Here is a 19,024-nt window from a genome sequence, read left to right as displayed (position 1 = left end):
GCCGGGGGCGGATGCGGAGGACATCGCGCGACAGGCGCGGCCGGGGTGGCCGGGGTGCGGGGATTCGGAACCCGCGCCCGCGGGCCGTTTCAGGACAGCCGGGGTTACTGGATGTAACCGGCCGCCTTCATCTCTTCGTCGGTCAGGGCCTGCGCCTTGGCCAGCGCCTCATCGCCGGTTTCCTGCCCGGCAAGGGCTGCCGACATCTCCTGCCCGACGGCCGTGCCGATGCCCTGGAACTCAGGGATCGCGACGAATTGCGCGCCGGTATAGGGGATCTCCTGCACCGAGGGCTTGGAGAAATCGACCGCGTTCATCGAATCGAGCGTCATCTTGGCGAAGGGCGCGGCGGCCAGATACTCCGCATTCTCATAAAGCGAGGTGCGGGTGCCCGGAGGGGCGGCGCGCCAGCCCTCTTTCGAGGCGACGAGGTTGGTATATTCCTGGCTGGTCGCCCACTGGATGAAGGTCTTCGCCGCGTCCTGCTTTTGCGAAGAGGCCGGGATCGCGAGCGTCCAGGCCCAGAACCAGTTGCCGTGGTTGTCCACGCCCGCCTTGTTCGGGAACTGCGCATAGCCGACATGGTCGGCGACGGTGGAATTCGTCGGGTCGGTCACGAAACCGGCCGCGACGGTGGCGTCGATCCACATGCCGCACTTGCCCTGCTGGAACAGGGTCAGGTTTTCGTTGAACCCGTTCGAGGAGGCGCCCGGAGGACCGTAATTGGTCATCAGGTCGAGGTAGTCGGCGACCGTGTCCTTCCATTCCTGGCTGTCGAACTGGGGTTTCCAGTCCATGTCGAACCAGCGCCCGCCATAGCTGTTGTTCATGGCACCGATGAAGGCCATGTTCTCGCCCCAGCCCGGCTTGCCGCGCAGGCAGATGCCATAGACCTCGTTCCCCTTGTCGGTCATCGCGGCGGCGGCGGCCTTGATGTCGTCCCAGGTCGGGCTGTCGGGGATCGTGATCCCGGCCTTCTCGGCCAGATCGGTGCGGTACATCACCATCGCGGATTCGCCGTAGAAAGGCAGCGAATAAAGCGTGCCGTCGACGGAGAGGGCGCCCCGCACCGAAGGCAACAGATCGTCGACATTGTACTCTGCCGGAAGGTCGTTCAGCGGCGAAAGCCAGTTCTGCTTGGCCCAGATCGGAACCTCATAGGTGCCGATGGTCAGCACGTCGAACTGACCGCCGCCGGTGGCGATGTCGGTCGTGACCTGCTGGCGCAGCGCGTTTTCCTCAAGCGTGACCCAGTTGACCTGAATGTCGGGGTGCTTCGCGTTGAAGTCGGACATGAGGCCCTGCATGCGGATCATGTCGCCGTTGTTCACGGTGGCCACGGTGATCGATTCCGCAAAGGCGCCGGCGGACAGGCCGCAAAGAGCGGTGGCGCCCAGAAGCGCCCGCATCGTCATAGTCATGATTTCCTCCCAAGGGTATGAGCATTTGCCCATCCAATGCGCATATGCTCACTCTTGCGCGACATTTTGTCAACCGGAAATTCGGCTGGAGGTTAGCGCAAACGATGCAAAACCCGCCCCTACCCGGCCAGAAGCGCCTCGGCTGTCGCCTCGTCGGTGACAAGGCCGTTGATCAGCCGCCCCGCGATGGCGGCGCGAATCGCAGGCACCTTGCTGGTCCCGGCGGCGATGCCGATCACCGGGCCGCTCCGCGCAGGCTCGATCCGCACACCGCCGAGGCGCGCGGTCAGCGGCGTGTCGAGATAGACGCCCCCGGCGTCGAAGACGCAGCCGACAAGCTCCCCCGTCGCGCCGCGCGCCTGCATCTCGGCCAGTTGGTCCCTGGTCACGAAGCCGTCCTTGTAAAGCGGCGCATCGCCGCCCATCTGGCCCACGCCGCAAAAGACCACATCGGCATTGCGCGCCAGATCGACGACCGCCTTGACCGGGCCAAGCGCGTAGAACAGCGCCCGTTCCTCGGCCGTCTCGGACAGGACCGGCACCGGCATCGGGTAATGCGGCACATGCAGCTTGTCGGCGAGCCTGAGGATGACGTCATAGAAGGACGCCGACCCGTCCGGCGCGATATTCCCGATGAGGGAGACGACCTTGTGCCGCTCATAAGGCGCGGCGGCGAGTTCGGCCACCATGGCCGCCAGCGACCGCCCGGTGCCAAAGCCGATGACCAGCGGGTCGGGCCGCGCAAGGTAGCTTTCCAGCAGTTCCGCCGCGATGGCCGCCGTCGCCCGCGCCGGGTCCACCCCCGCGCCCAGATACGGCGCCACCCGCGCCTCGGTCAGCCCGAAGCGTCGCTTCAACGCCGCCTCGGCGGCGAGGCAAGACCCGATCTTGTGTTCCAGCCGGACATGGATCAACCCCTCGGCCATGGCGCGGCTGACAAGGCGCTGCGCGCGCTGGCGCGAGACGCCCAGTTCCGTCGCGATCTGGTCCTGCGTCATGCCGCCGACATAGTACATCCACCCCGCCCGCGCGGCGTCATCGTGTTTCGAGGTTTCGGGGTCGATCAGGTTCATGGGGCTCTCCGCAATTGCGGGACAATCTGGAAGAACCGCGCGAAGGAATCAAATGTCTTGGCAGGCCGCGCATCGTCGGGTGGGGTCAGGTCGCGGCCTTGCAGATGGGTTCCGCCGGTGAAGCGCAAGACCTCCATCCCCGCCGCATGGGCCGCGCGGATGCCGTTCAGGCTATCCTCGATCACAAGGCAATCCCTTGGTTTCACGCCCATTTTTTCCGCAGCCAGCAGGAAGAGGTCGGGCGCGGGCTTGCCGTGTTCCACCATCGAGGCGGTGAAAAGCGGCGTCTCATCAAGCCCCGGAAAGGCCACGATCTCAAGCGAGCGGCGGGCGCGGCGGGGGCTTGAGGATGTGGCGATGCAATAAGGTACGGCCAGCGCGCCGATCACCTCGGCAATCCCCGGCATGATGGTCAGGTCCCGCTCGAACGCCGCCAGAAGCCGGTTGCGATACTGTTCCTCGAACGCCTCGGGCAGGTTCAGGCCGAACTCCTCGCGGATCTGCTGCATCACGGTCGGATAGCTGCGGCCGAGGAAGTGGCGCGCGACATAGTCGAGGTCGATGGTGACGCCCAGCCGTGCCAGTTCGGCCACCAGCATCTTCGCGCTGATGATCTCACTGTCGATCAAGACGCCGTCGCAATCGAAGATGACAAGATCGGTCGCCATCGCCCCCCCTTTCCGCCCGCACTATACGCAGGCCCGCCGCCGGGGGAAGCGGTCAGAGGAGGACCCGCGGTTCGGCCCTGCCGCGTATGCCGGCGGCGACGCGGTAGACCAGCCCGTCGCCGGGGTCCGGCGCCACGATCCCCTCGCGCGCCGTGGTGACGTAAAGGGTGGACAGATCGGCGCCGCCGAAGGCCGGGCAGGAACTGTGCGCGCCGCCCACCGCGACCACCCGGTCCAGCGTGCCGTCGGGCAGATAGCGCGCCACCCGCCCCGCGCCCCATTGCGCGTTCCAAAGCGCGCCGTCCGCGTCCGTCACCGACCCGTCCGGGCCGAAGGCTTCGCCGGACAGATCGACGAAGACCTCCGCCGCTCCCTCCGGCCAGCCCCCGGTGTCGAGCCTCTGGCGAAAGACCACACCCGCCCGGGTATCGGCGAAATAGGCGCTGCGGCCGTCCGGCGCGAAACAGATGGAGTTGGGAATGGTGATGCGGTCATGCAGCTTCACCACCTCGCCCCGGTGAAAGCGGTAGATGGCGCCCAAGCCCGGCTCTGCCCGCTTGCCCATGGTGCCGATCCAGAAGCCGCCGAACGGGTCCGCGCGGCCGTCATTCGACCGGGTCGCGGGGGTGTCCGCCTCAAGCGGCACCACCCGTTCGCGCGCGCCCGATGGGATGTCGAACCGGTAAAGCCCGCTTTCCGTGGCGATCAGCAGCGTGTCGCGATCGACCCACCCGGCGGCCGAGGCGCATTCGCCAAGCGCCCAGTCAAGCGCCCTGTCCCCCTGCCGCGACAACAGCCGGTGGCCGAGGATGTCGAACCAGAAAAGCTGCCCCCGTTCCGGGTGCCAAAGCGGCCCTTCGCCCAACTCGCAGGGGCGGTTGTCGAAGACCTCCGCCCTCATCCCCGGCCTGCGTCGTACTGCGCGACGATCCCGCGCGCGCGGTTGGCCACCTCACCCGCGCCGTCGCCGGGCCGGTAAAGCGCCGTTCCGATGCCAAAGCCGGACGCCCCGGCGGCGAACCATTCGGCGAAGTTTTCCGGCCCCGCGCCGCCGACGGCCAGAACCTCGGTCCCTTCGGGCAGGACCGCGCGCAGGGCCTTCAGCCCCGCCGGGCCGATCAGCGAGCCGGGGAACAGCTTCAGCCCGTCCGCCCCGGCCCGGAGCGCCGCGAAACAGTCCGTGGGCGTCATCACGCCGGGATAGGAGAGCAGCCCAAGCGCCTTGGTCCGCGCGATCACCGCCGGGTTGGCATCCGGTGAGACGATCAGCCCGCCCCCCGCCGCCTGCACCCTGTCCACGTCCGCAGGCGTCAGCACCGTCCCCGCGCCGATCACCGCGACACCCCCGAACCGCCCGGCAAGCGCCGCGACGCTGGCAATGGCGTCGGGGGAGTTCAGCGGCACCTCGATCTTGGTGATGCCTTCGCCGATCAGGGCGTCCGCGACGGCCAGAACCTCCTCCGGCCGGATGCCACGCAGGATGGCGATGATGTTGCGATGGCTCATGCGTCCCCCCTTCCCCGCCGCGCCGCGCCCAGCCCGGCGAGCGTCATGGATGTCGCCTCCAGCACCGCGACGGTCACGCCCGCGCCTTTCAGCGCCTCGGCATAAAGCCCGGCCAGATCGGGCGCGCCGATCACCGCGACGTTCTGGCCCAGCCAGTAGGGTTTCGCCCCCGCCAGTTCCAGCCCGATCAGAAGGCCCGAAAGCCGCCCCCGCGCCTCTGCCTCTGGCAGCCCCTCAAGCAGCCCCGCCGCCCGGATCGCAAAGAGCCGCGCGGCGAGTTTCTGTGGCGCGGTCATGGCATCCGTGACCGCCCCGGCAAAGGCGGCGCGGTCAAGCGCGCCCCCGCCGACCGAATGGCGCAGGACCGAGCGGGTCGCCAGCAGGTCGAACATCTCCCCGGTCAGGAAGGTCTGAAAGCTCACCACCTCGCCCGCGCTGACCTGCGCCCATTTGGTGTGGGTGCCGGGCAGGCAGATGACGCCGTCGAAATCCGCCATATGCGACAGCAGGCCGGCGATCTGCGTCTCTTCCCCGCGCATGACGTCGGGCGGGGTCGCTTGGGAAAGGCCGGGCAGGATGCGGACAGACAGGCGCGGATCGGCGGTGGTGACCGCCATGCCACCGCCCAAAGGCGCACAGGGGACGGGGCGATAAGGTACCTCACGCCAGCCCTGCCTGGCCCCGACCATCCCGCAGGCGACGACCGGCACCGGCGCGCCTGTGTCCGGCAGCCAGCCGCCCACCAGCCGCATGAGCGCCGGTTCGAACCCGTCCGGGTCCAGCGCGCCCATGCCGTCGGCCGATGACCCTTCGGCCAGAACCGCACCATCCGCCGCCATGGCCCAGGCGCGCAGCCTGCTCGTCCCCCAATCGACAGCGATCCAGTCGGGCTTGACCATGACTACCCCAGATCCCCCGGCAAGAGCGCGTCGGGGATATTCTGGTAGCAGACCGGGCGCAGGAAGCGGCGGATCGACAGCGTCCCGACGGAGGTGGCGCCGAAGTTGGTCGACGCCGGGTAAGGACCGCCATGGACCATGGCATCGGCGACCTCGACGCCGGTGGGGAAGCCGTTTGCCAGCACCCGGCCTGCCTTCCGTTCAAGGACCGGCATCAGGCGTTGCCCCAGCGCGGTATCGCCCGCGTCCAGATGCAGCGTGCAGGTCAGTTGGCCCTGCAAGGACCGCGCCACGGCCTCCATCTCCGCCGCATCCGCCACCCGCACGATCAGGCCGAGCGGGCCAAAGACCTCCTCCCCCAGCGCGTGATTGGCGAGCCATGCCGCGCCCGTGGTGGCGTAAAGGTAAGGCGTGGCGCTCCTCAGGTCGCAGACCGAGGTCAGCACCGCCTGCACCCCCGCCGTCGCCGCGATCCGGTCGCGGCCCTGGCGGTAGGCGGCCGCAATCCCGTCGGTCAGCATCACCTGCGCGCCGACGGGTGACAGGGCCTCGGTCGCGGCCGTCGTGAAGGCGTCGGCCTCGGCCCCGTCGATCACCACCGCGATGCCGGGATTGGTGCAGAACTGCCCCGCGCCCATGGTCAGGCTGGCGGCCCAGCCCTTCGCGATCTCCGCCCCCCGCTGGGCCAGCGCCGATGGCAGAAGGAACATTGGATTTACCGAACCAAGCTCCCCAAAGAACGGGATCGGATCGGGTCTGGAACAGCAGAGATCGAACAATGCGCGCCCCCCGGCGAGCGAGCCGGTAAAGCCCACGGCGCGGATCAGCGGGTGCTGGACAAGCGCCTGCCCGACATCGCGCTTGCCGCCCTGGATAAGGGAGAACACGCCCGGATGGATGCCGCAGCGCCGGATGGCCGCATGGACCGCCTCGGCCACGATCTCGCCCGTGCCGGGATGGGCGGAATGGCCCTTGACCACGACCGGGCAACCGGCGGCCAGCGCCGCCGCCGTGTCGCCACCCGCGGTCGAAAAGGCGAGCGGGAAGTTCGAGGCGCCGAAGACCGCCACCGGGCCGATGGGGCGCTGGACCAGCTTCAGGTCGGGGCGTGGCAGCGGCTGGCGGTCGGGCAGCGCCGGGTCGTGGCGGCGGTCGAGGTAATCGCCCTTCAGGATGTGGCTGGCGAAAATGCGCAACTGCCCGGTGGTCCGCCCGCGTTCGCCCTGCAACCGCGCCTCCGGCAGGCCGGTCTCAGACGTCCCAATCCCGGTGATCGCGTCGCCCCGCGCCTCGATCTCATCGGCGATGGCGTTGAGGAAGGCCGCGCGATCCTCACGGGTCGCAGAGCCATAGGACCAGAACGCCGCCTCGGCAGCCTTGCAGGCGCGGTCCACCAGATCCGGCGTCCCGACCGCGAAGTCATGCGCCGCCCCATGCGCAGGCTCAGACCGGAAGGTCGCCGCACCCGCAACCCAGTCGCCCGCGATCAGGTGACGCCCGTGGGGGGTGAAAACGCTGTCCGCCATTGCGGTCTCCTTCGTCATTTGCCCCAACGCAGCGCGATCAGGTCAAGCTCCCCCGCCAGATGGAGAAGCCGCGCCTTCGTGCGCTCGCTGAGCGGTTTGAGCGGGTGGCGGACATGGTCGGACCCGATCACGCCCCCCGCCGCGAATACAGTCTTGCAGGCGCGAAGACCACATTGACGGTTTTCGTGGTTGATAAGCGGCAGGCAGAGCCGCCATCGGTCCAGCGCCTGATCGACCCGCCCGGCGCGGTAGTCGATGACGATGGGCCGGATCTTTTCCGGCAGCAGGCCCGAGGTCATGGTGCCGGTCGCGCCCGCATCCAGATCGGCCAGAAGCGTCACCGCCTCTTCCCCGTCGAAGGGGCCGATGATGTCGCGCCCGCTCGCCTCGATCAGCGCGGCGAGCTTGTCGGCGGCGAAGGGCGTCTCGATCTTGAAGTAGCTCACGTTTTCAATCTCGCGCGCCATGCGGGCCAGAAGCGGCACCGGCAGGCTGACGCCCGAAAGGGGCGCGTCCTGCACCATGATCGGGATCGAAATCGCGTCGCTGACGGCGCGGAAATGCTCAACGATCCCGGCCTCGGCGGGGACGAGGCCGACACCGTGATAGGGTGGCATCATCATCACCATGGCCGCACCCATCGCCTCGGCCGCCTTCGCGCGGGCGACAGCGATGGCGGTCGCGAAATGGCTGATGGTGACGATCACCGGCACCCGGCCCGCGACATGCTCAAGGCTGATGCGCATGACCGTGGCGCGTTCGTCATCCGACAGCAGGAACTGTTCGGAGTAATTGGCAAGGATGCAGATCGCATCGACGCCCTGGTCGATCATGCAGTCGAGAACGCGGCGGATGCCGCCCTCATCAAGGCTGCCGTCCCCGTGGAAGGGCGTCGGCGCAACGGGCAGGATGCCGGTCAGGGCTTGGGTCATGGTCAGGTCCCGGAATTACCAGTGAAAAGGCGCCACCGTCACGCGGCGGCCAAGGGTGAAGGCGTCGGCGACATGGCGCATCGGCGACAGGTCCATGTCGATCCCGCCCGCCTGAACAAGTCGCGCCATCTTACTGTAAAGACGCGGGTATTCGCCGGTCAGCGGGGCATCGTCCTGTGCCGCCGCCCGCACCCCGTCCACGGCCATCTGCGCGCCGCCATCGGTCAGGGTCAGGGTGCCTGCATCGGTCACGGCCTTTATCGTCCAGGTCTGGTCGCCCTCCTGGCGCCAGTCGAAGACTGCCGACACCTCGGCCCCGCCGGGGTGATGGAAGCGCAGGTCGGCGGCAATCGGGGTCTGGCGGTTGTCCGGGAAAGAAAGCGTCGCGGCGGTCAGGTGGATCGGCTCGGGCAGGATCGCGGTCACGATGGACAGCGCGTTGATGCCCGGATCGAAGACGCCAAGCCCGCCCGGCTCCCATATCCAGTCCTGCCCCGGATGCCAGCGGCGCACGTCCTCTTTCCAGGTCACGCTGAGGTGGCGCAGCGCCTTGTCCGCCAGCCACGCCTTCGCCGCCGCGACCTGCGCGGCCTCGCGCGAATGCCAGGTCGCGTAAAGGGACAGGCGCCCGGCGCGGGCCAGCCCCTCAAGCGCGTGGCATTCCGACAGCGTCGCGCCCGGCGGCTTTTCCAGCATGACGTGACGCCCGGCCTTCAGCGCGGCGGCGGCATAGGCGAAGCGCGGCACCGGCGGCAGGCAGAGCGAGATGACGCGGATGTCCTGCCGTTCGGCCAGAAGGGCCGCGAAATCGGTATAGGCCGGAACGCCACCCACCCCGCCATGGCGCGAAACCGTCGCCGCCAGCACCCAGTCCGGCGATGAGGTAATCGCCGGAACATGCTGATCCAGCGCGATTTTTCCGATCCCAACCAGCGCGACCTGCATCAATGCGAATCCTTTCCGACCGGCGCCCCCCGGCAGCCCTTGAGAAAGCCGAGATCGGCCCCGGTATCGGCGCCCTCGACATGCGCCTGATGCAGCCAGGCATAGCCGCCCTCCGGCACCTCATGGCCGGGCGTCCAGTCCGCCAGCCGGGCGGCCAGTTCGGCATCGGTTATGTCCAGATGCAGCCGCCGGTTCGGCACGTCCAGTTCAATCATGTCGCCGTCCCGGACCACCGCAAGCGGGCCACCGGCGGCCGCCTCGGGCGAGGTGTGCAGCACCACCGTGCCATAGGCGGTGCCGGACATGCGCGCGTCCGAAATGCGCACCATGTCTGTGATGCCCTTCCGCAGCACCTTCGGCGGCAGGCCCATATTGCCCACCTCGGCCATGCCGGGATAGCCTTTCGGGCCGCAGTTCTTCAGGACCATGACGCAGGTTTCGTCGATATCCAGCGCCTCATCCTCGATCCGGGCCTTGTAGTCGTCGATATCCTCGAAGACGACGGCGCGACCACGATGGGTCAGCAGATGTTCGGAGGCGGCAGAGGGTTTCAGGACCGCCCCCTTCGGCGCGAGGTTGCCCCGCAGGACGGCGATCCCGCCATGCTGCGTCAGCGCCTTTTCGACCGGCAGGATCACGTCCTCGTTCCAGTTGACGGCGTCCTTCACCTCATCCCAGATCGCGCCACCGGAAACGGTCAGCGCGTCCCTGTTCAGCATCCCGGCTTCCCCCAATCTCTTGAGAACGACCGGCAGGCCACCGGCATAGAAGAATTCTTCCATCAGATACTTGCCCGAGGGCATGAGGTTGACGATGGTCGCCACATCGCGCCCGCAGCGGTCCCAGTCGTCCAGCGTCAGATCGACCCCGACCCGGCCCGCGATGGCAAGGAGGTGGATCACCGCATTGGTGGACCCGCCAATCGCGCCATTGGTGCGGATCGCGTTCTCGAAGGCCGGTTTCGTCAGGATGTCCGAAGGTTTCAGGTCGTCCTTGACCATCTGCACGATGCGTCGGCCGGACAGTTGCGCCATCACCCGGCGACGGCTGTCCACCGCCGGGATCGCGGCATTGCCCGACAGTGCCATGCCCAGCGCCTCGGCCATGCTGGCCATGGTCGACGCCGTCCCCATCGTGTTGCAGGTGCCGGTGGAGCGGGACATGGAGGCCTCGGCCTCAAGAAACTCCGCCTGCGTCATCTCCCCCGCCTTCACGGCTTCGGAGAATTTCCACAGATGGGTGCCAGACCCCACCCTTTCGCCCCGGAAATAGCCGTTCAGCATCGGCCCGCCGGTGACGATGATCGACGGCAGATCGGTGGAGGCGGCGGCCATCAGCAGGCTAGGCGTGGTCTTGTCGCAGCCCACCAGAAGCACCGCACCGTCGATGGGCTGGCCGCGCATCTGTTCCTCGATCGCCATGGCTGCAAGGTTGCGAAACATCATCGCGGTCGGGCGGAAGGTGTTTTCCGAGGCCGAAAAGACCGGCACCTCGACCGGAAAGCCCCCGGCCTCCCATATCCCGGCCTTCACCTTCTCGGCCAGTTCGCGCAGATGGCCGTTGCAGGGCGTCAGGTCCGACCAGGTGTTCAGGATGCCGATGACAGGGCGTCCGTCAAACAAATCATGCGGATAGCCCTGGTTCTTCATCCAGCCGCGATGATAGATCGCATCGCGCGAGGTGCCGCCGTACCATTCCTGGGAGCGAAGCTTGCGGGGCCATGTGGCGGGTTTGAATGTCATGGCTCAGCCCTGCTTGCTCTTGTTGTAGACGTCGAAGATCACCGCGGCGAGAAGGACGAGGCCCTTGATCACCTGCTGGTAGTCGATGCCAATGCCCATGATCGACATGCCGTTGTTCATCACCCCCATGATGAAGGCGCCGACCACGACGCCGACGATCTTGCCGACACCGCCCGACATCGACGCGCCGCCGATGAAGACGGCGGCGATCACGTCAAGCTCGAACCCGACACCCGCCTTGGGCGTGGCGGAGTTCAGCCGCGCGGTCACGATCATGCCCGCAAGGGCCGCCAGCGCGCCCATGTTGACGAAGGTCAGGAAGGTCAGCCGGTCGGCGTTGATCCCCGACAGCCGCGCGGCCTTGAGGTTGCCGCCCACCGCATAGATGCGCCGCCCGGTCACGGTGTTTTCGGTGAAGAACGCATAGGCCACGATCAGCACCGACATGACCATCAGCACATTGGGCAGGCCCCGAAAATTCGCCAGTTGCAGCCCGACGAAAAGAAGCGCGCCAACGACGACGGCATTGCGCAGCGCGTACATCGCGCCCGGCTCCTGCGCGATGCCATAGGCGGCGTTGCGGCGCCGCGCACGAAGCGATTGCCAGACCATCGCCGCCGCGGCGACCGCGACCAGAACGATGGCGGTGACGTTGGGCTTGCCGACGCCGAACAGGTCGGGAATGAAGCCGGTCGAAAGCGACTGAAACGCCTTGGGGAACGGGCCAAGGTTCTGCCCCCCCAGAAGCCAGAGCGTCAGCCCGCGAAAGACCAGCATCCCGGCCAGCGTCACGATGAAGGACGGGATGCGCCAATAGGCGATCCAGTAACCCTGCGCCGCCCCGATCGCCATGCCGACGACGATGCAGATCGGGATCACCAGAAAGACCGGCAGCCCGACATTCAGCGTCAGCACCGCCGAGACCGCGCCCACGAAGGCCGCGACGGACCCGACCGACAGGTCGATATGCCCGGCCACGATCACCAGCAGCATCCCCAGCGCCATGATGATGATATAGCTGTTTTGCAGGAACAGGTTGGTGATGTTGACGGGTTTCAGAAGCGTCCCCCCGGTCACGACCTGAAAGAAGATCATGATGAGCAGCAGCGCCAGAAGCATCCCGTATTCGCGCAGATGGCTGCCCAGATAGGCGCCGATCCCCTTCGATGCGGGCGCGGTTGCGGTCTCGGTCGAATTCGCCATCTCTCGTCCCTCAGTTCTTCAGGATATGGGCCATGATGCGTTCCTGGCTTGCGTCCTTCGCCGCCAGTTCGCCGACGATCCGGCCTTCGTTCATCACATAGATGCGGTCGCACATGCCCAGCAGTTCGGGCATCTCGGAAGAGATCATCACGACGCCGCGCCCCTGCGCGACCAGTTCGTTCATGATGTTGTAGATCTCGAACTTCGCGCCCACGTCGATGCCGCGCGTGGGTTCATCCAGGATCAGGACCTGCGGATCGGCGAAAAGCCATTTCGACAGCACGACCTTCTGCTGGTTGCCGCCCGAGAGGTTCATCACCTTCTGATGCACCCCCGGCGTCCGTATCCGCATCGCGGTCCGATAGCGTTCGGCGACCTGCTGTTCCTCGGCCTTGTTCAGAACGCCCCCTGCCGACACGCCGTCAAGGTTGGCCAGCGTGATATTGCGCGAGATCGGGTCTTCAAGGATCAGCCCAAGCTCCTTGCGGTCCTCGGTCACATAGGCGATCCCCGCCGCGATGGCGCGGGTCACGTCCGAGGTATCGACAGGCGTCCCGTTCATGGCGACGGTGCCGGAGATGTTGCGACCGTAGGAGCGTCCGAAGATGCTCATCGCCAGTTCGGTGCGCCCGGCCCCCATCAGCCCGGCGATGCCGACAATCTCCCCCTTGCGGACGGTGAAGCCGACATCGCTGATGATCTGGCGTTCGGTCTGTTCGGGGTGCCAGACGTTCCAGCCTGTCACCTCCATCAGCACGTCGCCGATATTGCGGTCGCGTTCGGGGTAGCGGTGGGCCATGTCGCGGCCGACCATGTCGCGGATGATGCGCTCCTCGGAGATCTCTTCCGTCCGCGCGTCCATCGTCGCCACCGCCGTGCCGTCGCGCAGCACCGTGACCCGGTCGGCGACGCGGCGCACCTCATTCAGCTTGTGGCTGATGATGATCGAGGTGACGCCGTGGGATTTCAGTTCCAGAAGCAGGTCGAGCAGCTTTTCGCTGTCGTTTTCCTGAAGCGCGGCGGTCGGTTCGTCCAGGATCAGAAGCCGGACGTCCTTGGCCAGCGCCTTGGCGATCTCTACCAGTTGCTGCTTGCCGACACCGATCTTGCCGACAAGGCGCGAGGGCGGTTCAGAGAGGCCCACGCGGGCCAGATGCTTTTCGGTCTGGGCGAAGGTTTCGTGCCAGTCGATGACACCCCTGCCCGCCCGTTCGTTGCCCAGAAACAGGTTTTCGGCAATCGACAGAAGCGGGACCAGGGCAAGCTCCTGGTGGATGATGATGATCCCCTTCGCCTCGCTGTCGGCGATCTTGCGAAATTCCGCCAGCGTGCCGTCGTAATGGATTTCACCGTCATAGCTGCCCGCCGGATAGACGCCCGACAGCACCTTCATCAGGGTCGATTTTCCGGCGCCGTTTTCGCCCACAAGCGCGTGGATTTCACCCGGCATCACGGTGAGATTGACGGTGTCGAGCGCCTTGACCCCCGGAAAGGTCTTGGTGATGGCGCGCATCTCAAGCAGCGGCTGCATCGCTTCCCCCCTGGTTCCGCCCCGCCCCCGAAAACGGGGCGGGACGGTCTGTCACAGGATTATTCGACCTGGTCCTTGGTGTAATAGCCGGACCCGACCAGCACCTGTTCCCAGTTCGACGCATCGACCGAGACCGGCTCAAGCAGGTAGGACGGCACGACCTTGACGCCGTTGTCATAGGTGGTGGTGTCGTTGATCTCCGGCTCGCCGCCCTTCAGCATCGCATCGACCATGCCGACGGTCACGCGGGCCAGTTCGCGGGTGTCCTTGAAAACGGTCGAATACTGCTCACCAGCAAGGATCGACTTGACCGAGGGAAGTTCGGCGTCCTGCCCGGTGACGATCGGCATCTTCATGTCGCCGGACCCGTAGCCGACGCCCTTGAGCGATGACAGGATGCCGATCGACAGCCCGTCATAGGGCGACAGAACGCCGTTGACCTGCTTGTCGGTGTAATTCGCCGACAGAAGGTTATCCATCCGCGCCTGCGCCACCGCGCCGTCCCAGCGCAGCGTGCCGACCTTGTCCATGCCCATCTGGCCCGACGGGACCGCGATGTCGCCCGCGTCGATCATCGGTTGCAGGACCGACATCGCACCGTTGTAGAAGAAGAAGGCGTTGTTGTCGTCGGGCGAGCCGCCGAACAGTTCCACGTTCCAGGGCTTGGCATCCGGGAAGCGTTCCTTCAGGCCCTTCACAAGGCTTTCCGCCTGCTGGACGCCGACCTTGAAGTTGTCGAAGGTCGCGTAATAGTCGACATTGCCGCTGTCGCGGATCAGGCGGTCATAGGCGATGACCTTGATCCCGGCGGCCGAGGCGTTCTCCAGCGCGTTCGACAGGGTCGTGCCGTCGATGGCGGCGATCACCAGCACGTTCACGCCCTTGGTGATCATGTTCTCGATCTGGGCCAGCTGGTTGGGGATGTCATCCTCGGCATATTGCAGGTCGGTCTCATAGCCTGCGGCCTGAAACTGTTCGACCATCGAGGTGCCGTCGGAAATCCAGCGGGCCGAGGATTTCGTCGGCATGGCGATGCCGACCAGCCCGTCGGCGAAGGCGCCGGATGCCACAAGGACGGCGGCCGCGGCCGTCGCCAGAACTGTCTTGAACTTCATGTTATCCTCCACGGGTGGCACGCATCCAATTGGCTTCGGGATGCGATGTGTTGATTGGTGAGGGCCCTCCAACCCCGCCCTTGGATTAGCGGAGGCTTGCATATCTTCCAAATCGCATTAATCGTAATCTGCATACCGAAACTGATATGACATTCCGTCATGGCCCTGTCGCGAAAACTCAAACCCGCCCATCTGCGGCTGATCCTGAAGATCGCCGAGACCGGGCAGCTTCAGATGGCGGCAACCGCGCTGGCCATGTCGCAGCCCGCCGCCTCGCGCATCCTGAACGAGATCGAGGTCGAGGCCGGAACGCCCCTGTTCCTGCGCCACGCCAAGGGGATGGAACCGACGCAGGCGGGCAGCGCGTTCCTGAAGCATTCCCGCGCCATGCTGACCGAGATGGACAGCCTTGAGACGGAGATGGCCAATATCCGCGCCGGTCTTGTGGGCGAGGTGCGCGTGGGGTCCGTGACCGGTCCCGCCGTGCGCTGCCTTGTCCCCGCGATCCGCCAGATCAAGGAAATCGCGCCGGGGATCGAGCCGACGATCGAGGTCGCGCCCTCTTCCGACCTTGTCCGGGGGCTTGAGGAAGGGCGCTTCGATTTCATCCTCGCGCGCTTTCCCCCCGGCTATGACAGCCGCGCCTTCCGCGTCACCCCCGCGCGGGCCGAGGTCGTGTCGCTGGTGGTGCGCGCCGAACACCCGCTGGCCCATCGCCGTGCCATCCCCATCGCGGAGCTTTCGGGCTATGAATGGGTGATCCAGGAACGCGCCTCACCGATCCGCATCGCCATCGACGGCGCCTTCCATGCCGCCGGCGCGCCGGTGCCGGCCAATGTCACCAACACCTCATCGCTTCTGGTGATGCTGGCGATCATCGAGACCTCGGACGCCATCGTGACGCTCAGCGAGGAAGTCGCGGGCCTTCTGACGCGCGGCTCACCGCGCCCCGGCCTTGTCGCGCTGGACCTTGCCGATACGATCTCTGTCGCGCCCTATTTCATCATCCAGAACCGCGCCCAACGCCTGTCGCGCGCCGCCGAACAGGTTCTGGAACGGATCGTGCAGGCGCTGTGAAGGGGGGATGGTGGGTCGTGAGAGGCTCGAACTCCCGACATCTTCGGTGTAAACGAAGCGCTCTACCAACTGAGCTAACGACCCGGATCGCGGCCAGATAGCCGGTTCGCGGGCGCAAGGCAAGCTGTCCGCCGCCCCGGCTGTCCCCGTCTGCGGAACGGGCGCGCCGACTCAGCCGCCCCTTGCCCCCTGCCGATCCGCCCTTCGGACGACAACCCGCACACGCAGCCCGCGAGAAAACCCCGAAAAAACACGCAGAAACAGATAGTTTCCAGATCTTCGCATCGGCCGCGCCACAAAGTTGCCACAATTCACTTCCCGCCCCGGCCAGGGGCTTTGATGAGCAATCGCGAACAGTCATTGTCCCGACAGCTTGGGTGCCGGTTGGCAACTTGTCCAATCAGACAGGTTTTGTTTCCGCGCGGAAAAGCTGCCCTAACGGCAATTCATCCAGAAGTAGTATTGGCCGCCCATCGCACAGCAAGATACCCGAAAAATTTGTCACAAACCCGCCTGAATTGGCTGCCAGACCGATCCCATCGGACGGCGCCAGGGTAAGGCGCCAACATAAAGTCCGGCCCTGTACGAGTGACATTGTTACCTTGGGTGTACGAGTGCCGATGGTTGGCGCGCAGGATGCGCGCAAGATCGCTTCGGACCGGGATGGATTGAATATCCCGGTCCGGGGCGCGATGGTTGACGGTCATCAGTACATTTGGAGTTCCGATTGAGCCACGACGCGATTTTGAATGACGACACCGGCGCCCATTCCGGCGCCAGGGCGGCGGCCCCCGTCACACGGGGCCGCCGCCCCCTTCCCCGCGCCATCGCCTGGACCCTGCCGGGCTTCGGCGAAACCGCGCGGGTCACCACCTCTTTCGGCGACCTGCCGCTTCAGGCGCTGCGCAAGCGCGACCCGCTGCGCACGCCCCAGGGCGCGATCCGCCCGGTTCACTGGTGCGACCGGCTGCGCCTCGACGCAGGCTTCCTTGCCGCCAATCCCGATGCCCAGCCGATCGTCATCCCGGCCAACGCGCTTGGCAACGGGCTGCCCAAGGCCGATCTCATCGTCTCACCGCATCAGAAGATCGGCATCCGCCCGCCCGGATACGCACAGGAATTCCGCCTCGCGCGCGACCTGACAAGCCGCCCCGGCATCCTGCGCCGCCCGGTGGAGGCGATGTCCTATCACCTGTTCCATTGCGAGGTGCCGACCGCCGTCCTCGTCGAAGGCGTGGTGGTCGAGGTCGCGCCCTAAAGCGTTTCGGGTTACCCTGGATCAGAATTCGAACTTATTTCGTTCGAATTCTGATACTTACTTTCTCAACGCAAACCCGAAACGCCCTAACCGTCGCGCGCCGCATCGTCGGGCCGGCCGCGAAAGCCGGTAGCGACGACGAATTTCTCCGAACTGTCGGATCGGCTCGCCGGTGGTTTCACATTGGCGACCTTGGTGAAGGCGCGCTTCAAAAGCGCCTGCAATTCGTTCTCCGCGCCGCCCGCCAGCACCTTGGCGACGAAAGTCCCGCCCTCTTCCAGCACGTCGAAGGCAAATTCCGCCGCCGCCTCGCAAAGTGCGACGATCCGCAGGTGATCGGTCCCCTTGTGGCCCGAGGAGGCGGCGGCCATGTCCGACATCACCACATCGGCCTTGCCGCCCAGCCAGTCCTTGACCTTCAGATCGGCATCGTCCGCGAGGAAATCGAGCTGGTGGATCTCCGCCCCCGCGATCGGCTCCACCTCCTGCAAATCGACACCCAGCACCCGGCCCACCGCCTTGCCGGATTTCTCGCCCAGCGCGTTGACCCGCTGAACGGCGATCTGGCACCAGCCCCCCGGCGCGCAGCCCAGGTCCACCACCCGCGCGCCCGGCACAAGGAAACGGTACTTGTCGTCCAGTTCCAGGATCTTGTAGGCGGCGCGGCCCCGGTAACCTTCCTTCCGCGCCCGCTGGACGTAAGGATCGTTCAACTGCCGTTCGAGCCAGAGGGTCGAGGACAGCTTGCGCCCCTTGGCGGTCTTCACCCGCACGCGAAGATCGCGCTGCCCGCGTCCCGACGTCTTGCCTGACGGCGTCTTGGCCATACGACCGCTCCTCAGCCCATTCACCGTGGTCCAAATACTCAATGCGCGCCCGCGCCGCAATCGCACCGCCCGAAGGCCGGGCGCAGGTCAGAACGGCCCGTCCTCAAGCACGCCATCGGCCGACATCTGCGCGTAAAGCAGCCCCTCGCGCAGCCCCCGGTCTGCGACCGACAGGCGATCGGTCGGCCAGATCCGCATCAGCGCCTGCAAGATCGCCGCGCCCGACATGATCAGCGAATGGCGGTCGCGCCCGATACGGGGATCGTTGCGCCGCCCCTCCGGCCCCAGTTGCAGATAGCTCCGGATCACCCGGTCGATCTGGTCCGAGGTCATGCGCAGCCCGTCCACCTTGGTCCGGTCATAGCGCTTCAGGCCCAGATGGCTGGCCGCGACGGTGGTCACGGTGCCAGAGGTACCGATGATCTGAAAATGCTCACGCGGCTGGCTGGCATTGTAGGGGGAGAAATCGGCAAGGTTTTCCTCGAAAAACCAGCTCATCAGGGCGAAGCGGGCGCTGTCATCCTCGACATCGGCGAACTGGTCCTTCAGCGTCGCGACGCCAAGCGGGACGGAGATCCAGTCCACCACCTTCGCCGCCGGGAACGGGCTTTCGGGCGGGTGGAACCCGGCGTGAAGCCGCATGATCGCGCGCGGGCGTTCGGTGCGCGGAACGGCGGACAGGTCGATCCAGACAAGCTCGGTCGAGCCGCCGCCAATGTCCACGACCAGAAGCTGTTCGGTCCGTGTCGACACCAGCGGCGCGCAGGAGACGACCGCCAGCCGCGCCTCTTCCTCGGGCTGGATGATTTCCAGCGGCAGGCCGGTTTCGCGCTGGACGAATTTCACGAACTCGCCCGCGTTCTTGGCGCGCCGACAGGCCTCGGTCGCGACCAGGCGCATCCGCTTCACGTCATGCTGTTCGATCTTGCGGCGGCAGATCTGCAAGGCCTGCGCCGTGCGCGCCATCGACCCGCGGCTGAGCCGGCCCGAGGCTTCAAGCCCGTAGCCAAGCTGGACCGATTTGGAAAAGCTGTCGACGACATGGAACTGACTGCCCTTCGGCTGGGCAATCAGCATCCGACAACTGTTGGTCCCGAGGTCCAGCGCCGCATAAAGCTGCGCCGGATCGGGTCTTGGGGTGCCGTGCGGCTCGACCGATTTCGGGAACGCGCCCGCACCTCCGGGACGCCTGGGCGCCATCATTGCGCCCTCCGATCTGATGTTGGGTCCAATGTAGAGGCAGGACCGCGCGCTGGCAAGGCGGGCCGACCCCCGCCCCTGCTGCGGAAAGGCGGGATTCA

17 protein-coding genes and 1 tRNA gene are annotated in these 19,024 nt (G+C 66.4%); 2 read left to right on the top strand and 16 right to left on the bottom strand.

The window, feature by feature from the left end:
• Positions 1-104: 104 nt before the first annotated feature.
• The 13 genes from LX70_RS07735 to chvE all read right to left on the bottom strand — a co-directional run bounded on the left by LX70_RS07735 (position 105) and on the right by chvE (position 14,561).
• Positions 105-1,421, bottom strand: coding sequence for an ABC transporter substrate-binding protein (locus tag LX70_RS07735; RefSeq protein ID WP_105513971.1), 1,317 nt, complete (start codon positions 1,419-1,421; stop codon positions 105-107).
• A gap of 119 nt (positions 1,422-1,540) precedes the next feature.
• Positions 1,541-2,494, bottom strand: a complete 954-nt coding sequence (locus LX70_RS07730; RefSeq protein ID WP_105513970.1) for a sugar-binding transcriptional regulator — start codon at positions 2,492-2,494, stop codon at positions 1,541-1,543.
• The gene (locus LX70_RS07725; RefSeq protein ID WP_105513969.1) at positions 2,491-3,162 is read right to left on the bottom strand and encodes an HAD family hydrolase; all 672 of its coding nucleotides are present in this window, start codon (positions 3,160-3,162) and stop codon (positions 2,491-2,493) included. The genes LX70_RS07730 and LX70_RS07725 overlap by 4 nt, the downstream gene beginning before the upstream one ends.
• A gap of 52 nt (positions 3,163-3,214) precedes the next feature.
• Complete coding sequence (locus tag LX70_RS07720; protein WP_105513968.1) at positions 3,215-4,063, bottom strand: SMP-30/gluconolactonase/LRE family protein; 849 nt, start codon at positions 4,061-4,063, stop codon at positions 3,215-3,217.
• A complete protein-coding gene (locus LX70_RS07715; protein WP_105513967.1) occupies positions 4,060-4,668 on the bottom strand; it encodes a 2-dehydro-3-deoxy-6-phosphogalactonate aldolase in 609 nt (202 codons plus the stop codon). Before LX70_RS07715 ends, LX70_RS07720 begins: the two co-directional genes overlap by 4 nt.
• A complete protein-coding gene (locus tag LX70_RS07710; protein WP_105513966.1) occupies positions 4,665-5,567 on the bottom strand; it encodes a 2-dehydro-3-deoxygalactonokinase in 903 nt (300 codons plus the stop codon). The genes LX70_RS07715 and LX70_RS07710 overlap by 4 nt, the downstream gene beginning before the upstream one ends.
• A gap of 2 nt (positions 5,568-5,569) precedes the next feature.
• Complete coding sequence (locus tag LX70_RS07705) at positions 5,570-7,093, bottom strand: aldehyde dehydrogenase (NADP(+)) (protein WP_105514176.1); 1,524 nt, start codon at positions 7,091-7,093, stop codon at positions 5,570-5,572.
• Between the two features lie 14 nt (positions 7,094-7,107).
• Positions 7,108-8,025 (bottom strand): dihydrodipicolinate synthase family protein, encoded by a 918-nt coding sequence (locus LX70_RS07700; RefSeq protein ID WP_105513965.1) that lies wholly within the window; start codon positions 8,023-8,025, stop codon positions 7,108-7,110.
• Between the two features lie 15 nt (positions 8,026-8,040).
• The gene (locus LX70_RS07695; protein WP_105513964.1) at positions 8,041-8,970 is read right to left on the bottom strand and encodes a Gfo/Idh/MocA family protein; all 930 of its coding nucleotides are present in this window, start codon (positions 8,968-8,970) and stop codon (positions 8,041-8,043) included.
• Complete coding sequence (araD, locus tag LX70_RS07690; protein ID WP_105513963.1) at positions 8,970-10,712, bottom strand: L-arabinonate dehydratase; 1,743 nt, start codon at positions 10,710-10,712, stop codon at positions 8,970-8,972. The genes LX70_RS07695 and araD overlap by 1 nt, the downstream gene beginning before the upstream one ends.
• A gap of 3 nt (positions 10,713-10,715) precedes the next feature.
• Positions 10,716-11,915: a multiple monosaccharide ABC transporter permease gene (gene mmsB / locus LX70_RS07685; protein ID WP_105513962.1), complete on the bottom strand. Its 1,200-nt coding sequence runs from the start codon at positions 11,913-11,915 to the stop codon at positions 10,716-10,718.
• A gap of 10 nt (positions 11,916-11,925) precedes the next feature.
• Positions 11,926-13,446, bottom strand: a complete 1,521-nt coding sequence (mmsA, locus tag LX70_RS07680; protein WP_105513961.1) for a multiple monosaccharide ABC transporter ATP-binding protein — start codon at positions 13,444-13,446, stop codon at positions 11,926-11,928.
• A 59-nt stretch (positions 13,447-13,505) separates the two neighbouring features.
• Positions 13,506-14,561: a multiple monosaccharide ABC transporter substrate-binding protein gene (chvE, locus tag LX70_RS07675; protein WP_105513960.1), complete on the bottom strand. Its 1,056-nt coding sequence runs from the start codon at positions 14,559-14,561 to the stop codon at positions 13,506-13,508.
• 159 nt (positions 14,562-14,720) lie between these two features.
• On the opposite strand from chvE, the gene LX70_RS07670 reads away from it, so the two are divergent.
• On the top strand, positions 14,721-15,638 hold the full coding sequence (locus tag LX70_RS07670) for a LysR family transcriptional regulator (RefSeq protein WP_105513959.1): 918 nt from the start codon (positions 14,721-14,723) through the stop codon (positions 15,636-15,638).
• An 8-nt stretch (positions 15,639-15,646) separates the two neighbouring features.
• Here LX70_RS07670 and LX70_RS07665 read toward each other — a convergent pair.
• A tRNA-Val gene (locus tag LX70_RS07665) sits at positions 15,647-15,722 on the bottom strand.
• A gap of 643 nt (positions 15,723-16,365) precedes the next feature.
• Between LX70_RS07665 and LX70_RS07660 the strand changes: the two genes are divergently transcribed.
• The gene (locus LX70_RS07660) at positions 16,366-16,896 is read left to right on the top strand and encodes a Hint domain-containing protein (protein ID WP_170076146.1); all 531 of its coding nucleotides are present in this window, start codon (positions 16,366-16,368) and stop codon (positions 16,894-16,896) included.
• 86 nt (positions 16,897-16,982) lie between these two features.
• Here LX70_RS07660 and LX70_RS07655 read toward each other — a convergent pair whose 3' ends face one another.
• Together LX70_RS07655 and LX70_RS07650 are read right to left on the bottom strand one after the other, a co-directional pair.
• The gene (locus LX70_RS07655) at positions 16,983-17,723 is read right to left on the bottom strand and encodes an RlmE family RNA methyltransferase (RefSeq protein WP_105513957.1); all 741 of its coding nucleotides are present in this window, start codon (positions 17,721-17,723) and stop codon (positions 16,983-16,985) included.
• 87 nt (positions 17,724-17,810) lie between these two features.
• Positions 17,811-18,923: a Ppx/GppA phosphatase family protein gene (locus LX70_RS07650; protein ID WP_105514175.1), complete on the bottom strand. Its 1,113-nt coding sequence runs from the start codon at positions 18,921-18,923 to the stop codon at positions 17,811-17,813.
• Between the last annotated feature and the right edge of the window lie 101 nt (positions 18,924-19,024).

Origin of the sequence: Albidovulum denitrificans, from assembly GCF_002973535.1 — a bacterium.
GTDB classification, from domain to species: Bacteria; Pseudomonadota; Alphaproteobacteria; order Rhodobacterales; family Rhodobacteraceae; genus Albidovulum; species Albidovulum denitrificans.
Note: the sequence above shows the minus strand (reverse complement) of the source record. Positions and strands in the feature narration are given on the sequence as shown.

Bases quoted from the DNA above. Each gene is read 5' to 3' on its own strand.
- LX70_RS07735 (WP_105513971.1), bottom strand. From the start codon at position 1,421: ATGACTATGACGATGCGGGCGCTTCTGGGCGCCACCGCTCTTTGCGGC.
- LX70_RS07730 (WP_105513970.1), bottom strand. From the start codon at position 2,494: ATGAACCTGATCGACCCCGAAACCTCGAAACACGATGACGCCGCGCGG.
- LX70_RS07725 (WP_105513969.1), bottom strand. From the start codon at position 3,162: ATGGCGACCGATCTTGTCATCTTCGATTGCGACGGCGTCTTGATCGAC.
- LX70_RS07720 (WP_105513968.1), bottom strand. From the start codon at position 4,063: ATGAGGGCGGAGGTCTTCGACAACCGCCCCTGCGAGTTGGGCGAAGGG.
- LX70_RS07715 (WP_105513967.1), bottom strand. From the start codon at position 4,668: ATGAGCCATCGCAACATCATCGCCATCCTGCGTGGCATCCGGCCGGAG.
- LX70_RS07710 (WP_105513966.1), bottom strand. From the start codon at position 5,567: ATGGTCAAGCCCGACTGGATCGCTGTCGATTGGGGGACGAGCAGGCTG.
- LX70_RS07705 (WP_105514176.1), bottom strand. From the start codon at position 7,093: ATGGCGGACAGCGTTTTCACCCCCCACGGGCGTCACCTGATCGCGGGC.
- LX70_RS07700 (WP_105513965.1), bottom strand. From the start codon at position 8,025: ATGACCCAAGCCCTGACCGGCATCCTGCCCGTTGCGCCGACGCCCTTC.
- LX70_RS07695 (WP_105513964.1), bottom strand. From the start codon at position 8,970: ATGCAGGTCGCGCTGGTTGGGATCGGAAAAATCGCGCTGGATCAGCAT.
- araD (WP_105513963.1), bottom strand. From the start codon at position 10,712: ATGACATTCAAACCCGCCACATGGCCCCGCAAGCTTCGCTCCCAGGAA.
- mmsB (WP_105513962.1), bottom strand. From the start codon at position 11,915: ATGGCGAATTCGACCGAGACCGCAACCGCGCCCGCATCGAAGGGGATC.
- mmsA (WP_105513961.1), bottom strand. From the start codon at position 13,446: ATGCAGCCGCTGCTTGAGATGCGCGCCATCACCAAGACCTTTCCGGGG.
- chvE (WP_105513960.1), bottom strand. From the start codon at position 14,561: ATGAAGTTCAAGACAGTTCTGGCGACGGCCGCGGCCGCCGTCCTTGTG.
- LX70_RS07670 (WP_105513959.1), top strand. From the start codon at position 14,721: ATGGCCCTGTCGCGAAAACTCAAACCCGCCCATCTGCGGCTGATCCTG.
- LX70_RS07655 (WP_105513957.1), bottom strand. From the start codon at position 17,723: ATGGCCAAGACGCCGTCAGGCAAGACGTCGGGACGCGGGCAGCGCGAT.
- LX70_RS07650 (WP_105514175.1), bottom strand. From the start codon at position 18,923: ATGGCGCCCAGGCGTCCCGGAGGTGCGGGCGCGTTCCCGAAATCGGTC.